The organism is Aliidiomarina iranensis, assembly GCF_003987135.1.
Lineage (GTDB): Bacteria > Pseudomonadota > Gammaproteobacteria > Enterobacterales > Alteromonadaceae > Aliidiomarina > Aliidiomarina iranensis.
Genome location: NZ_PIPJ01000001.1, coordinates 340008 through 354479 on the forward strand (window position 1 = coordinate 340008; position 14472 = coordinate 354479).

Genomic DNA, 14472 nt, shown 5'->3' on the forward strand with positions numbered 1-14472 from the left:
TATTAAGAGCTGTGCTTCTGCACAATCAAGGCCTAAGCACTAAGTAGCTGCTGTTCCAGTAGCTGCCACTGGGCGGTAAATTCGGTGGTTGGTTTTTTCTTAAATCCGGAGCGTACATACTGGCTTAGTTTGCCTTCCGCATAGGCCATTACAATATTGGCGAGCATGCCTTCGTCGGCACTAAATTGAACGCCTTCGCGCATGCGCCGTTCGCGTAAAATCTGCTTTACTTGGCTCTCTAAGCGTTCAAACAGGCTTACCACGCGAGCACGTAAACGCTCATTCTCACCCATTAACGCATCGCCAGTGAGTACGCGGGTCATCCCCGGGCTTTGTTCTGCAAACTGCAACAGTAAGCCAATAATTTGTTGTACTCGGGGCATGGTTTGCTTTTCTGTTTCCAGAACTTTATTTACGCCACCAAGCACGATGTCTTCAATGTAGCTGATGAGATCATCAAACATTTTTGCTTTCGATGGAAAATGCCGGTAAAGGGCAGCTTCAGAAACGCCAACTTCAGCTGCTAACTTTGCTGTAGTGATGGGCTGCCCAAGATGGGTTTCGAGCATATAGGCAAGCGTGCCTAGAATTTCTTCACGGCGATTCGATTTCCGTTGTGTGGTCATGCATGTTTTCCCTGATATATTTTGCGGCTTGTGAGTTTGCCGATAGTTTATTTTTCAGATTTTTAGCGTTGAATTTAATGGCGGCCGGAAGAGCCAAATCCGCCAGCACCGCGGTCACTATCGGTAAATTCACTTACCAAATTAAAATCAGCTTGAATTACTGGGATAATCACCAATTGTGCGATGCGCTCGCCAGGTTGAATGGTGAATGTGGAGCTCCCCCGGTTCCAAACCGACACCTTTAACTCGCCTTGATAATCAGAATCAATAAGCCCAACGAGATTGCCAAGCACAATGCCATGTTTATGCCCTAAACCAGAGCGCGGCAAGATTGTGGCGGCTAACCCCGGATCGGCAATGTGAATCGCTAAGCCCGTGCCTACGAGCTCTGTTTGCCCGGGTTCAAGCGTGATTGGATCGCCTATACATGCGCGTAAATCTAAACCTGCAGAACCAGGTGTGGCATAGGTAGGGAGCGGAAACTCTTTGCCTACACGGGGATCAAGAATTTTCACATCAATTGCTTTACTCATAGATTACTCGTGTTAATTAACGTTAAGGTGACGATGTATTGTTATCTGAAAGAGCCTAAGTTTTAAGTTCACTGCTGATTAACGCAATCAGTTGATTCGCTATCTCAGTTTTACTGTTGATTGTGAAATGTTGAGTAGCACTAGCTGAGATTGCGATTACGGCGTTATTTTCACTATTAAAACCCACATCTGCTTGGCTTACATCATTGGCAATAATAAGTTGAATGCCTTTTTGTGCCAGTTTTTTTCGTGCGTAGGCTTCAACATTTTCGGTTTCAGCGGCAAAACCAACGCAAAATGGTGCACCTTCTTGTTGCGCAACAGAGGCCAAAATATCGGGGTTCTTGATGAGCGAAATTTGCATTTCGTTTTGGTTATCTTGCTTTTTCATTTTCTGCTCAGCAATATTCATAGGCCGAAAATCGGCTACTGCTGCACAGCCAATAAAAATATCTTGGCCTGCAAGGTTTGCCATTACCGCGCTATGCATATCCTGAGCACTTACTACATCAACTCGAGTTACGCCCGCAGGTGTTGTGAGTTCGCATGGCCCGGCCACTAAAGTAACATCAGCTCCCTCTTTTGCGGCTGCGGCTGCCAGCGCAAATCCCATTTTCCCAGAGCTATGGTTACTCAAGTAGCGCACTGGATCGATAGCTTCCCGGGTTGGCCCAGCGGTGAGCAATACACGCTTCCCAGCAAGCAGGCCCGCGCTTTCACCCGCCTCTTGATGCAGTGAGTAAGTGGCGGAGAAAAACTCTTGAATGCGTTGAAGAATCTCCTGAGGCTCGAGCATACGCCCGGCACCCGTTTCGCCACAAGCTTGAGAGCCTTCATTAGGCCCCCATATGAGCTTGCCATCTTCTTGCAGTAATCCAAGGTTCCGTTGAGTAGCGGCTGCCGACCACATTAAGCGATTCATTGCCGGAACTAATGCCACCGGTGCATCGGTGGCCAAGCATAATGTTGTGAACAAATCATCGGCAAAGCCATGTGCTAGGCGTGCCATGGCGCTCGCAGATGCCGGCGCCACGACAATAAGATCGGCCCAGCGCGCTAATTCTATGTGGCCCATTGCGGCCTCTGCGGCTGGATCGAGCAAATCATCGTGTACTGGGTTGCCGGAAACCGCTTGCAGTGTGAGCGGGGTTATAAAGGCTTTTGCGCCTTTTGTCATAACCACGCGCACCTCGGTACCTTCATCTTTTAAGCGCCGCACCAACTCGGGTGTTTTATAAGCGGCTATTCCACCAGTGATAATCAGCAATAACTTACGGTTTATAAGGCTCGCCATAGTTGTATCCATGTGAGTAAATACTTACTGTAAAGATAACACGATGCAGATTGTTTTGACGAGTATGGATTGAATTGAGTAGCAGGAACAGGAGGTTCCAATGGTAGCCAAGTGCAAGGATGCAACCTTATCGGCGGATATTACCGAAGTTGTTAGAAATCAAGCAGAGTTAGATTTAGGTGAAAAAAATGACCCGTGGCAAGGCGCATCTAAAGAAGCAGGCGCTCTGGAATTGCCAGAAATGTTAGCCGGTGGCTCGTTAGTGCCGGAAATTTCAAAGAACACAGAAACCCCGGCGAAAATTCTTATCAAAGAGTGGGAAGCCCACGAGCGGCCGCGGGAAAAGCTTGCTACTTTTGGTTCCGCTAGCCTTACGGATGCCGAACTGCTTGCTGTGCTATTTGGCACCGGAAGTGGTGGTAAAGATGTATTAACATGGAGCCGGGAAGTATTAAAAACTGCAGGTGGGTTAGGTGGCTTATTAGCGTTACCGAATGAGCGTTTGCTGGAAATTCCGGGCATTGGCTTAGCCCGCTCAATGCAAGTTCAAGCCATTCTTGAGCTTACTCGGCGATATTTAGCAAGCTCTTTGCGTAGCGGCGAGGGCTTTACGCGGCCAGAAATGGTGAAAGATTATTTATCAGCCCAATTGCGGCATCAAGACCGAGAAGTTTTCGCACTACTATTGCTGGACAGCCAGCACCGTTTGCTGCATTATTGCGAGCTGTTTTACGGCACGATCAATGCAGCGCCCGTTTATCCGCGGGAAATCATTAAATTAGTGATGCGCCACAATGCGGCCGCCGTAATCTTAGCGCACAATCATCCTTCGGGGGTGGCTGAGCCGAGCCAAGCAGATCAGCGTGTAACCACACGAATTCGAGAAGCACTGAGCACAATTGATGTGGCCTTGTTAGATCATTTTGTAATCGGAGCGGGCGAAACAGTTTCTTTTGCCGAAAGAGGTTGGTTATAAAGGCTTTTTCCTGCTGGGAACACTTATTGAGCATAAAAAATATCCGGTAAAGCTTGTTTTTAGCGGCGTTTTTTAGTATAAATTGCGCCCTCGATTTATAGGGCAAGGCCATCAGGGCGATTAGGCGAGCTTGCAAAGCAATTTCGGAGTAACGAACATGTCACGAGTATGTCAAGTAACAGGAAAGCGGCCAGTGGTTGGTAATAACCGCTCACACGCGAACAATGCGACCCGCCGTCGTTTCCTGCCAAATCTTCAAAGCCATCGGTTTTGGGTTGAAAGCGAAAAGCGTTGGGTAAAACTACGCATTTCTACCAAAGGTATGCGTATCATTGATAAAAACGGTATCGATTCCGTGCTATCTGATTTGCGTGCGAAAGGCGTCCGGGTTTAATACCGGCTAGAACGAAAGGGATAATACGATGCGCGATAAAATTCGTCTGGTTTCTTCTGCTGGTACTGGATTCTTCTACACCACAGATAAAAACAAACGTAACATGCCAGAAAAATTTGAGATCAAAAAATTTGATCCAGTAGTTCGTAAGCATGTGATGTTTAAAGAAGCGAAAATCAAGTAATTCAACTTGTTTTGCAGCTTCATTGAATATTGAAAACCCGCCTTGGCGGGTTTTTTATGCCTGTAATATAGCTAACGTGGTTGAATAAGCGTAGCAGGTTGTGGAATAGCAACGTTAAGGTGTGTGAATTTGTTACATTTAATTGCTTGCCGAAATTGCATTCAACAACTAATCTTTTGCCGATTTTCATAAATATTTCTTCATAAAAAAATAGCACTCAATAATTCTAAAAAAGAGGCTCACTTATGAGTACGGCAACGCCAATCGCGCCCCAAGAGCGCATTCACTTACTCGATATCATTCGCGGTTTCGCTTTGTTAGGCATTCTGCTGATGAACATTGAATATTTTCAGCGCCCACTTGGCGAAATGATGCACGGCTTCAATACCGAGCAAGCAGGCTTAGATTACGCAACCGCATGGAGCGTTTATACCTTTGTTCAAGGTAAGTTTTACACCATGTTCTCCCTACTGTTTGGTATGGGCTTTGTGTTGTTTCTTGATCGAGCCATAGAAAAAACAAATTCACCTCGATTTCTTTTTTTCCGGCGCATTTTTGTATTGGCGTTGTTTGGGCTAGTGCATATCGTTTACATCTGGGGTGGCGATATACTGTTAAACTACGCCATTGTTGGCGTATTTTTACTGCTATTTGTGAAAACATCGGCCGGGCGTTTGTGGAAGTGGGGCGCGGCCCTCATCATTATTCCGGTTCTTTTATACTGGTTAGGTGCTTGGGGCATGCAAATGGGGCTCAATTCGCCCGCAGGCCCTGAGATGCTTGCTCAAATCGAGCAAGGCGGCATGGAGATGCAAAAAATGATTGCTGCCGGCCATGAGATTTATGCCCAAGGTGGTTATGGCGAAGTAGTGGGCTATAGATTAACAGAAATTGCTCTGTTATACGGCGGCGGTGGAATCGTATTTTTTGTACCCACCATACTCGGTACGATTTTGATCGGCGCCGCCTTTGCTCGCGCTGGTATTTTCACTAAGCCGCAAGCCCACAAAAAAGCGCTAAAAAATATGCTGGTATTTGGCGCTATTTTCGGTTTACCGAGTGCTTTAGCAGTTGGTATTTATGGCTTAGAGATGAATTTAATGGTGCCAGATTACCACGGCGCGTTAATTTTCACGCTCCAAGCCGTTGCCAATATCGGCCTTTGTTTCGCGTATATGGGTATTCTCGCCTTGTTATTCTTAGGCGGTAAAAAGTGGCTAAGGCACTTAGCACCAGCTGGGCGCATGGCACTCACTAATTATCTTACCCACTCAATCGTATTTACTACCTTATTTTATGGCTACGGCTTTGGGCTCTACGGCGAGTATGGCCGCTTTGCTACAACAGTTATGGCGATTTTATTGTATGTGGGGCAGTTGTGGTTTAGCACCTGGTGGTTACAACGGTATCAATACGGGCCAATGGAATGGTTGTGGCGGAGTGCTACGTACATGAAGTTGCAGCCTATGCGTAAAGCTTGAGCCCAAGTGCTAGCGAGCAAAGTGATAAAAAGAAGCAGTACGCTTATTAGGCACACTAAAGTTAACCAGAAATAGCTAATTAAAAATTGCTAATTAGAAATAACTAATTAAAAATAGCTCCTAGAAAAGCAAAACCGCCAGCAAATAGCCGGCGGTTTTGTTTTTTGCTCTGTTTGTCAAAAAAATGTCTTATGCGGGAGGATCTACTCGGTGAGCATCCGATGCGTTATGGCGGAACCAGCCCGTTATACTGAAGCGTTCTCGATAGGCGGTTTTTACCTCGTGCACGAAGGTATCGCTCAGAAACACCACTAAGGTGTTCTGTTTCGGCAAAACGGTTTCCAGTATCTCGTCGTTTGTGCCGTAAATAACCAGCTCGCCACCATCTTCAGCATGCCACTCCGGGTTTAGATAAAATACTGTAGTTAGCACACGATTGCTGCGGCCTTTAAATGCATCTAAATGCTTCTTATAAAATGCGCCAGGCTGGTAACGCGCCAAGTGGCATTCATAATCAAATAGCCCCATAAAGAGCCTACGATTTAAACGCACGCGTAAATTATTCAGAGTGTTCAGATAAATGGCCTCTGCAGCCACTTCTGAGTGTAGCCAGCGAATCTGATCGCTGCGCACCCGCGTATTCAGTGTGTGCTGTTGTTCGCGGCCAATACCGGCAATATTCCAATCTGCTTCGCTTAGGCCTGCGGCATAGTGATACAGAGCCGCCGCCTCGTGATTGGGTAAAAAGTTTTCAATAATTACATAGCCACAATCGGCTAATGCATCGAACTGAGCAAGCCATAGTTCATCATCGATCTCGGTAGTGAGCTCGCCTTGTACTTCATGCAGTGAATCAAGAACCGGGTTCATGTATACCTTGTTTCCGTGAGATACTCTGGGAATACCAGTTTCAATTTGTTCGGAGCGCTAATATACGTTTCAAGAGCGCCCGAGGGTATAAAAATAGTTATTTATAAATCAAATGGATAGCGTATGCCTGAATTACCAGAAGTGGAAGTAAGCCGGCTAGGAATAACACCGCACGTGTTAGGGCAAAAGGTGAAAGCAGTACAAGTGTGGTTTCCCACCTTGCGCTGGCCCATTCCTGAGGCGGTAAAGTTGCTGCAAGGTGAAGAAATAGTGGCCATTCGCCGCCGTGCTAAATATTTGCTACTCGATTGTGTTCACGGCTCACTCATTATTCATTTGGGGATGTCGGGTAAACTGCATGTGCTGCCTACCGAGCAACCGCGGCAAAAACACGATCATTTTGAGCTTGAATTGGATAACGGCATGAGTTTGCGTTTAAACGATGCCCGCCGTTTCGGTGCTGTGCTTTGGCAACTGCCAGATGAAACTCATGTGTTACTTGCAAGCCTTGGGCCTGAACCTTTAACCGATGATTTTGATGGTGAGCGCCTGTTTGCGCTTTCCCGTGGCAAAGCCGCGCCAGTGAAGAGTTTTATTATGGATAATGCGGTGGTTGTAGGTGTTGGAAATATTTATGCCAACGAAGCCTTGTTTGCAAGTGGCATCGATCCACGCCGAGCGGCCGGTAAAGTGAGTAAAGCACGTTATCAAAAATTAGCCGAGCTCATAAAAGTAATTCTTGCTCGTGCTATTGTGCAAGGCGGCACCACGCTAAAAGATTTTATGCAAGCTGATGGCAAACCCGGATACTTCAAACAAGAGTTATCGGTATACGGCCGGGCTGGTGAGCTTTGCTCAATTTGCGGGAGTAAAATTAAGCAAATAAGAATTGGCCAGAGAAATTCTTTTTATTGCCCCAAATGCCAACGATAAAGCTCGGTTGCAAACCTTTCTGGTTCAGTGAAAAATGGCGCGTGAGCACTTTCTGTAAAGTGCAAGGGGGGTGGCGCTGCCAGCGCATGCTGCCCATCTTGTGTTTGCCCAGCAAAGCTGCTGGGCAGGTAGCTTTGTACCGCATCGCTGGTTGCAATAGGAACAAGGCTATCGCGTCGGCCATACATGCGTAAAAGAGGCACTGTAAGCTGCTCTAGGGGCTTGCGGAGATCAACCTCAGCCAGCCAACGCAACCCTGCAATTAGAGCCTGAGGGTGCGGCTCAGGGCGTTCATTTAGCAATTTCCGCATAGTTTTTATTTCTTCCCTTGCTGCGGGGCTACCCAAAGCCTGAACCGCTAAAAAGCGTTCCAATGTTTTATGAAAATCGTTAGTGAGCTGATACCGGAATGCTTCTAGGGTTGCCTGTTTGATACCAGGCCAATTACCGCGAGCCATAAAGCAGGGTGAGCTGGCGATTGTGGTAAGGCGCTTAATATAAGTGGGGTAATCAAGGGCCATTTGCATGGCAAAAAGCCCTCCCAAAGACCAACCAGCCAAATGAAATGGCTTTCCTATACTCTGCGCTAACTCTGCCATAACCCGCGAAGATGCGCTCTGGAAATCTTCATCACCGGGATACCAAGCCGATTCCCCAAAGCCCGGTAAATCCACAGTAATCACTTGAAATTTTTCCGCTAATAGCTCGCGAATGGGAAACCAAATCGCTTGGTTCAAACCCCAGCCGTGAAGAAGAACTAAAGGTTCACCAGAACCTTGTATACTAAGGCTCAAATTTGCGGAATGTTTTGCCATGAATAACTACCTTGAATCTAACTGCTGCAAGAGGAGGTAGGTACTATGGTAAAGCTTTGGCAAGAATTGCGCAAAATTGAAAAGAACGGCATATGTTGGCTCTGTGAGCAACCAGCAGTGTTGCAGTTTGGCTTGTGTGAATATTGTTTTATTGATTTACCCCGGCTACCACCGCGTTGTTGCGGTGATTTAGCCTCGCAATTGCAGGCGGAGCAAACAGAAATCAGTGCTTGCCGTTTATGGTGTGCGGCACTTTCTTATGAAAATCCGGTAACGCGTTGGGTTCAGCAATATAAATATAGCCATCAACCGGCATTAGCCGATTGCTTTGCACCTCTCATGGCCGCGCAAGTGGTAAGTTTATATCGGCAGGAAAAAATATATTTACCCGATGCGTTAGTGCCTGTGCCCCTTGGTAATTTGCGCTGGTATAAGCGCGGCTATAATCAAGCGGCCGTGTTGGCTGAAAAACTTGGCACTATATTGGGTATCCCCGTTATCTACTCAGTACGCAGGCGCTCAACACGAGCAAGCCACAGATTAAGCGCTAAAGAGCGAAAAGCGAATGTTAGCGGTGCTTTTCGCTGTATCGAAAAACCAGGTTATAAACGCTTAGCAATTGTTGATGATGTGATTACCAGCGGCGCTACCGTGAATGCAGTAGCTGCCGCATTAAAAGCGCAACAGCCTTGTTTAATCGATGCTTGGGCGTTTGCATACACACCTAAAAAACATCAGAAGGAAGTGAACGAAAGTTAAGAAATACCCTTCAAAAACGCAACCACACTGCGGCCAAGGGAACTCATGTCATAACCGCCCTCAAGCATTGCAAGTATGCGGCCTTGGCAATGATTATCCGCAAGGTTTTTAAGTTCTTTACCTATCCAGAAGTAATCATCTTCCCGCAAATTGAATTGCGACATATCATCTTCCATATGGCCATCAAAGCCGGCGGATACCAGGATGAGATCAGGTTGGAAAGCATCGATAGCAGGAAGCCATCGTTCGGCCACCGCAGCTTGCCATTCAAAGCCCTCAGAGCCAGCTGGCATGGGGATATTAATCACATGCGGGCTAATGGTATCGGCTCCCGTATTCGGATACAAAGGATGCTCGAATGACGAACAAAACAGTACGCGATCATCTTGAATGAAAATATCTTCGGTACCATTGCCGTGGTGAACATCGAAATCAACAATGGCTATGCGGGCAACAGGGTATTTCGCCATGGCATAGCAGGCAGCTACGGCAATGTTATTAAACACACAAAAACCCATCGCCGCGTTGTGTGTTGCATGGTGGCCCGGTGGGCGAATGGCGCAAAACGCTTTTTGATTCTCTCCCTGCATAATTTCATCAATGCCATTTATGCCGCTGCCAGCTGCGTGTAAAAAAGCCGTGAGCGAGCCATAGCTCATGAGGGTGTCGGGATCGAGCCAGATATGCTCATCTTCGCTTTTGGGTGCTTTAGCAAACACATCGTTCACGTAATTCACATCGTGAGCACGATATAAATCCTCTTTGCTGGCTGGCGTGGCATCTTTTTGGGTTAAAACATATTCCATCCCAGAACGAATAAGTTGATCGTTAACTGCGCCCAAACGCTCGGGGCACTCGGGGTGAACTTCGGTAACCTTATGCAGGCTACAAGAACTATGGCTAAATACGGTAATTGACATCAGTTACCACACCTTAATGTTGGGTTTATACAATGACAAGTTCGAGCGTTACTTCGCCAGGCTCATCGGCGGGCAGGCGAACAAAGCCAGCCTTTTCAAAAACAGCGAGCATTTTTTGATTCTCCGCACGCACGAAGGCCAACATAGTTCTCACACCTCGGAGTTTAGCGATACGAATCATTTCGGTGAGCAATAATTTTGCCATACCTTTGCCTTGGCTATTTTCTCGAGTTACAAATGCTGCCTCACAATTTTTACCATCATGGCTCAAATAATAGCGGCCAACCGCTTGTATTTGCGACATCGAACCGCGTTGGCGAACAATGCAGAGCGCGAGATCTTTTGATTGATCAACACTAACCAAATTACACGATTTTTCTCGGTTCATTTGGGTAGGAATGGTGTTGTAGCGCATTTGTAGCGTTTCTTTCGTGTGGGAGTAAAAGAACTCTTGTAAGCGCCGCTCATCGCTAGGATTTAAAGGACGCAAATCATAAGCTTCGCCGTTAATTTCAATTTTTTTGAAGCCAACTTCGCCAAGTTCTGGAATTTCTACCGGGGTTTGCACTTGGTAGTGCGGCACATAGTAATGTTTTCTCACCTCCTCGAGTAACTGCGGGCGGAACTTAGGGTGGGCAACACGAATTAATTCAAGGGCACGTTCGCGGATACTTTTGCCCCGCAAAGAAGCAACACCAAATTCAGTTACTACGTAATACACGTGCGCCCGCGAGGTCACTACACCACCGCCCTCGGTAATGTGCGGCACAATGCGTGATATAGTTCCGTTCGCGGCAGTTGAAGGCAGGGCAATAATAGGCTTGCCACCTTGGCTCATAGAAGCGCCGCGGCTGAAATCAACTTGACCACCAATACCTGAATAAAACTGATAGCCGATGGAATCAGATACAACCTGACCGGTTAAATCAACTTCGATGGCGCTATTAATTGAGATCATATTCTCGTTACGAGAAATATTAGCTGGTGAATTCACATATTCGCTAGGATAAAAACCAATGTGTGGATTGTGATTCACATAATCGTATAAACGCTGAGTACCAATACAAAAACTGGTTACCACCTTGTGTTGATGGAAGGTTTTTTTCCGGTTGTTGATCACGCCACTCAGCATTAAATCCATGATGCCGTCGGTGATCAGCTCGCTGTGAACACCAAGATCTTTGTGGTTGTTCAAATAACGCAGCGTGGCTTCACACACTTTGCCAAAGCCAATTTGTATGGTGGCACCATCGTTAATCAATAAAGAAACATATTGGCCCACCCGTTCTGTAATCGGGTCTAATGCCGGCGGTTGGATTTCTAGGAGCGGCTCGCTGGCGTAGAAAAGTGCATCGATTTGCCCACGGTGAATAAATGCTTGGCCAAAGGTTACTGGCATTTGCGGGTTCACCTGAGCTATCACTATTTTTGCACTTCGCAAAGCTGCAGAAACAATATCAACAGAAACGCCCAGTGAGTGGTAGCCATGCTCATCGGCTGGGCTCACCATAATCAGTGCGGCATCGAGAGGCAGAATCTCATCGGTAAATAACGAGGGAATATCGGACATGAAGGTTGGTGTGTAATCAGCACGCCCTTCAGCCACCGCTTTTCGCACTTGTTCACCGCCGATAAATAAAGAATTTATTTTGAAATTTCGAAGGTATTCAGGCTCTGCCCAGCGGTTGTTGCCAAAGGCGGCTACTTGCACAATTTCCACATCATGAAGATAGTTGCTGTTGGCGAGCAAATCCGCAATTAAAGCGTGGGGAACTGCGGCATGAGAGCCAATAAAAATACGTTGGCCAGATTTAATTAATTCAGGCCATTTGGCAGGTTTCCCGTGCAGGCGAAGTTGCTTGGCAACCGCTCGGTTGGGTTTATTTGTGGGGTTAGCTTGCTCACTTGGCATTGCGGTTCCTTACTAAAAGCACCTCTAGGTTGCATGAATTTAACCTAGAGGTGCAGAGTAGTAACGTGCTCGTAAAAGCGCCGCCCTAGCGATAAACCGCTAAAATTAGTGAGCGTGCGCGTCTTCGTCTTCTTCCTCTTCTTCGTCACCAACGGTGCCTAACGCATATTGGCTGAAGAAGATGGCGTTTGCCATAAGTTTTGAAGTTCCCCAGAAATAACCGCGGAAATTCACATTATCAGCAAAACCAACAACTCGGCCACCACCGTAACGGTGAGCCAGCACCGTTGTGCGCTCGCTTAATACTTCACGATTACCTTGTGAAGTATAGCCCGCAAATACAGGGGCTTCAGCGTATGTAGCAACATCAACAAAGGGCCGCTCGTTGTTCATGAAAGCAATAGTACTATTTTTAAAAATAGGCAGTGTTTCCCGGGAAAAACCAACCGTAAGCGGGTGGCTTAAATCGAGCTTACTGTTAAATATAGCACCGGCAACGCGTTGTTGAGCAAAGAAATCATTACGATCAGCGTAAGATAACCCTTCCGTGCTGAACTTCTCACGGAACTCATCAGCAGGAACAACGGTGGTTCCCAGTAGGTTATTTTCGCTCATCCAACGTGCACCGCCTTTTTGGCCAATTAAGGTTCCGCCTTGGCGAACCCACTCTTGGAGCGAGTTTGTGAAGCGTTCGCTAAGGTTACGATGATTGCCATCGACCAAAATAATGTGCGTGTAGCGGCTGATATCAGAGCGATCTAAACGTTGCGTTTCAATCATAGATACCGGGATATTTAAATCACGATCTAGGTAATACCAAGCTTCGCCGGCTTCTTGTAAGTTAACGCCATCGCCAATAACCAACATAACCTTTGGTTCAGTGGCGGGGTTAATACTGCGGCTTCCCACGTCCATGCCTACTGTTGATGTCATCCCACTAGTAATAGTGTGCACACGGACACGATTGGCATCAGCTAATTCAGTTAGGGTAGCTTGAATGTCTTGCCAAGGCTTATCTTGATAAGCTCGGGTTACAATCACGGCACCACGGTTGAACTGTGCATCGCCATTAGGCGTGTTCACGGTAACTTCATCAACGGCTAAACGGGCATGAATGCCGTTCTTCAGTAAATGATTCAATACCCGCGGCGCAAAATGAGGTTCCCAGCTAAAAATATAACCAACATTCGTTTCTGCCAGCTGGTTATTGCTGAAATCGTTAGGGCCACTCCAAGGTGTTTCGGCCACGCGGAAGCGGCGATTTTGGCGAACTTCTGCAAACTCGACATTGAAGGCCATTGGCAGCGTCCACGCCGAAACATCATAAAATGTATTGTCCGGGAAATCTTGGCGCGTTGAGAAAGCACCTTTCAATAACCGGTAATTGCGTTGCCGAATTGGAACATAAAAGGCCTCGCCTGGATTATAGGTTTGGTCATCCACGGTAAAGCTTTCGGTAACCGGGTAGGCGTCAATGCTGTGCGCCCGAAGAATGTTTAAAAGTTCGTGCATGCGGCCTTCATCGGCTTCTTTTAAAAGGTAGCCATCAAAGCTTTCTTTTCGCGCGAGCTCCATATTCTCTTTGAAGAATCGTTGTTGATACTCCAGTAACCAATCACGCTCAGCCACGGCACCAGCAATCGTTGATAACGAGGTTACAAATTGATTGCGGATAGTGAACGGAAAGGAAACATCCCCGTTGATAGATTCTTGCAGATGACCGCGCGATGAAGCCTGCTCGAATAAAATGCCGATTGTGCCTTGAGCATCGGGGTAGCTAGAACCTTTGCCGTAGTAGAAATCATCGAATGATTCTTCGGTGTAATACAAGCTCTGAATTTCATCGAGTGCTTCACCATGAAACTCGGCTAAACGTTCAGTTAAACGTACATTTTCATCGGGTGTGAGCGGGTTCTTCCGCGAGGGAATACCGGGCTGGAAGAAGTAGGTTGCATCGGTACCCATTTCATGATGATCCGTAAGTACATTCGGTAACCATGCTTGATAGGTGGCGATACGCGCTCTTGATTCAGGATGCTGTAGCAACAACCAATCACGGTTCAAATCAAACCAATAATGGTTCTGACGGCCTCTCAGCCAATCTTGTTGATGCTCGCGATGTTGGCTATCAGCACCTGGCGTCATGCTTTTATATTGGTTCACCCAAGTTGCAAAACGCGCCAAACCATCAGGGTTATACATCGGGTCGAAAAGAATAACAGTGTTATCTAGCCATGCTTCGATTTCTGGCCCCTGTGCGGCGGCTAGATAATAGGCGGCAAGAATAGCCGCGTTGGAACCTGACGATTCATCACCATGCACGCTATAGCCCATGTATATCACTAAAGGCGCTTCCGTGGCGTTCACATTTTGGTTTGGGTCGGATACCGCCAAGTGCTGTTGCCGCATTTCTTCGAGGCGGTTTTGGTTTTCAGGCGCACTAATTTTTAACACCATCATGGGCCGGAATTCATGGCTTCTCCCGGTGATTTCGAGTGTGATTCGATCGGATTCATCGGCAAGTATTTCCATGTAACGGGCAATTTGCTCAGGGCGGGCGTGCCATTCGCCAACCTCAAAACCCAGAGCATCCGCTGGCTTGGTGATACTTTCATCGTAGCTTACGTTATTGGGTAAATAATAATCGAGGTCAGCGGCTAGGGCCGAAAAACTCATGGTGAGGGATGCCAAAAATAGCACCGTTAAGTGGCGATAGAACGAAAGGCTAGTTATTTTCATCAAGTTAAACTCCTGATTTAGGTTGCCCTAAACTTA

The 14472-nt window shown here is 46.9% G+C and carries 14 protein-coding genes; 6 read left to right on the top strand and 8 right to left on the bottom strand.

Annotated elements, in window-relative coordinates; genetic code table 11:
* Positions 1-32 precede the first annotated feature (32 nt).
* The 3 genes from slmA to coaBC form a co-directional block, all read right to left on the bottom strand.
* Complete coding sequence (slmA, locus tag CWE08_RS01535; protein WP_126764942.1) at positions 33-626, bottom strand: nucleoid occlusion factor SlmA; 594 nt, start codon at positions 624-626, stop codon at positions 33-35.
* A 74-nt stretch (positions 627-700) separates the two neighbouring features.
* Complete coding sequence (gene dut, locus CWE08_RS01540) at positions 701-1159, bottom strand: dUTP diphosphatase (RefSeq protein WP_126764944.1); 459 nt, start codon at positions 1157-1159, stop codon at positions 701-703.
* Between the two features lie 55 nt (positions 1160-1214).
* Positions 1215-2453, bottom strand: coding sequence for a bifunctional phosphopantothenoylcysteine decarboxylase/phosphopantothenate--cysteine ligase CoaBC (coaBC, locus tag CWE08_RS01545; protein ID WP_126764946.1), 1239 nt, complete (start codon positions 2451-2453; stop codon positions 1215-1217).
* A gap of 301 nt (positions 2454-2754) precedes the next feature.
* Here coaBC and radC point away from each other — a divergent pair, with 301 nt between their 5' ends.
* From radC to CWE08_RS01565, 4 genes are all read left to right on the top strand, one after another.
* Positions 2755-3429, top strand: a complete 675-nt coding sequence (gene radC, locus CWE08_RS01550) for a RadC family protein (protein ID WP_126765525.1) — start codon at positions 2755-2757, stop codon at positions 3427-3429.
* 157 nt (positions 3430-3586) lie between these two features.
* Positions 3587-3823 (top strand): 50S ribosomal protein L28, encoded by a 237-nt coding sequence (gene rpmB, locus CWE08_RS01555; protein WP_126764948.1) that lies wholly within the window; start codon positions 3587-3589, stop codon positions 3821-3823.
* Positions 3824-3851: 28 nt separating this feature from the next.
* Positions 3852-4007 carry a 50S ribosomal protein L33 gene (gene rpmG, locus CWE08_RS01560; protein WP_007420939.1) on the top strand — a complete coding sequence of 52 codons (156 nt, stop codon included), beginning with the start codon at positions 3852-3854 and terminating at the stop codon, positions 4005-4007.
* A gap of 245 nt (positions 4008-4252) precedes the next feature.
* On the top strand, positions 4253-5488 hold the full coding sequence (locus tag CWE08_RS01565; protein ID WP_126764950.1) for a DUF418 domain-containing protein: 1236 nt from the start codon (positions 4253-4255) through the stop codon (positions 5486-5488).
* Between the two features lie 189 nt (positions 5489-5677).
* Here CWE08_RS01565 and CWE08_RS01570 read toward each other — a convergent pair whose 3' ends face one another.
* Complete coding sequence (locus tag CWE08_RS01570; RefSeq protein ID WP_126764952.1) at positions 5678-6358, bottom strand: 2OG-Fe(II) oxygenase; 681 nt, start codon at positions 6356-6358, stop codon at positions 5678-5680.
* A 123-nt stretch (positions 6359-6481) separates the two neighbouring features.
* Here CWE08_RS01570 and mutM point away from each other — a divergent pair, with 123 nt between their 5' ends.
* Positions 6482-7291: a bifunctional DNA-formamidopyrimidine glycosylase/DNA-(apurinic or apyrimidinic site) lyase gene (gene mutM / locus CWE08_RS01575; protein WP_126764954.1), complete on the top strand. Its 810-nt coding sequence runs from the start codon at positions 6482-6484 to the stop codon at positions 7289-7291.
* On the opposite strand, the gene bioH is transcribed toward mutM, so the two are convergent.
* The gene (gene bioH / locus CWE08_RS01580; RefSeq protein ID WP_126764956.1) at positions 7267-8106 is read right to left on the bottom strand and encodes a pimeloyl-ACP methyl ester esterase BioH; all 840 of its coding nucleotides are present in this window, start codon (positions 8104-8106) and stop codon (positions 7267-7269) included. The genes mutM and bioH overlap by 25 nt on opposite strands.
* Before the next feature lie 45 nt (positions 8107-8151).
* On the opposite strand from bioH, the gene CWE08_RS01585 reads away from it, so the two are divergent.
* The gene (locus tag CWE08_RS01585) at positions 8152-8865 is read left to right on the top strand and encodes a ComF family protein (RefSeq protein ID WP_126764958.1); all 714 of its coding nucleotides are present in this window, start codon (positions 8152-8154) and stop codon (positions 8863-8865) included.
* Here CWE08_RS01585 and CWE08_RS01590 read toward each other — a convergent pair.
* The 3 genes from CWE08_RS01590 to CWE08_RS01600 all read right to left on the bottom strand — a co-directional run bounded on the left by CWE08_RS01590 (position 8862) and on the right by CWE08_RS01600 (position 14436).
* Positions 8862-9785, bottom strand: coding sequence for a histone deacetylase family protein (locus CWE08_RS01590; RefSeq protein WP_126764960.1), 924 nt, complete (start codon positions 9783-9785; stop codon positions 8862-8864). The genes CWE08_RS01585 and CWE08_RS01590 overlap by 4 nt on opposite strands.
* A gap of 25 nt (positions 9786-9810) precedes the next feature.
* The gene (locus CWE08_RS01595) at positions 9811-11697 is read right to left on the bottom strand and encodes a GNAT family N-acetyltransferase (RefSeq protein WP_241973803.1); all 1887 of its coding nucleotides are present in this window, start codon (positions 11695-11697) and stop codon (positions 9811-9813) included.
* 105 nt (positions 11698-11802) lie between these two features.
* A complete protein-coding gene (locus CWE08_RS01600) occupies positions 11803-14436 on the bottom strand; it encodes a M14 family zinc carboxypeptidase (RefSeq protein WP_126764962.1) in 2634 nt (877 codons plus the stop codon).
* Positions 14437-14472: the final 36 nt, after the last annotated feature.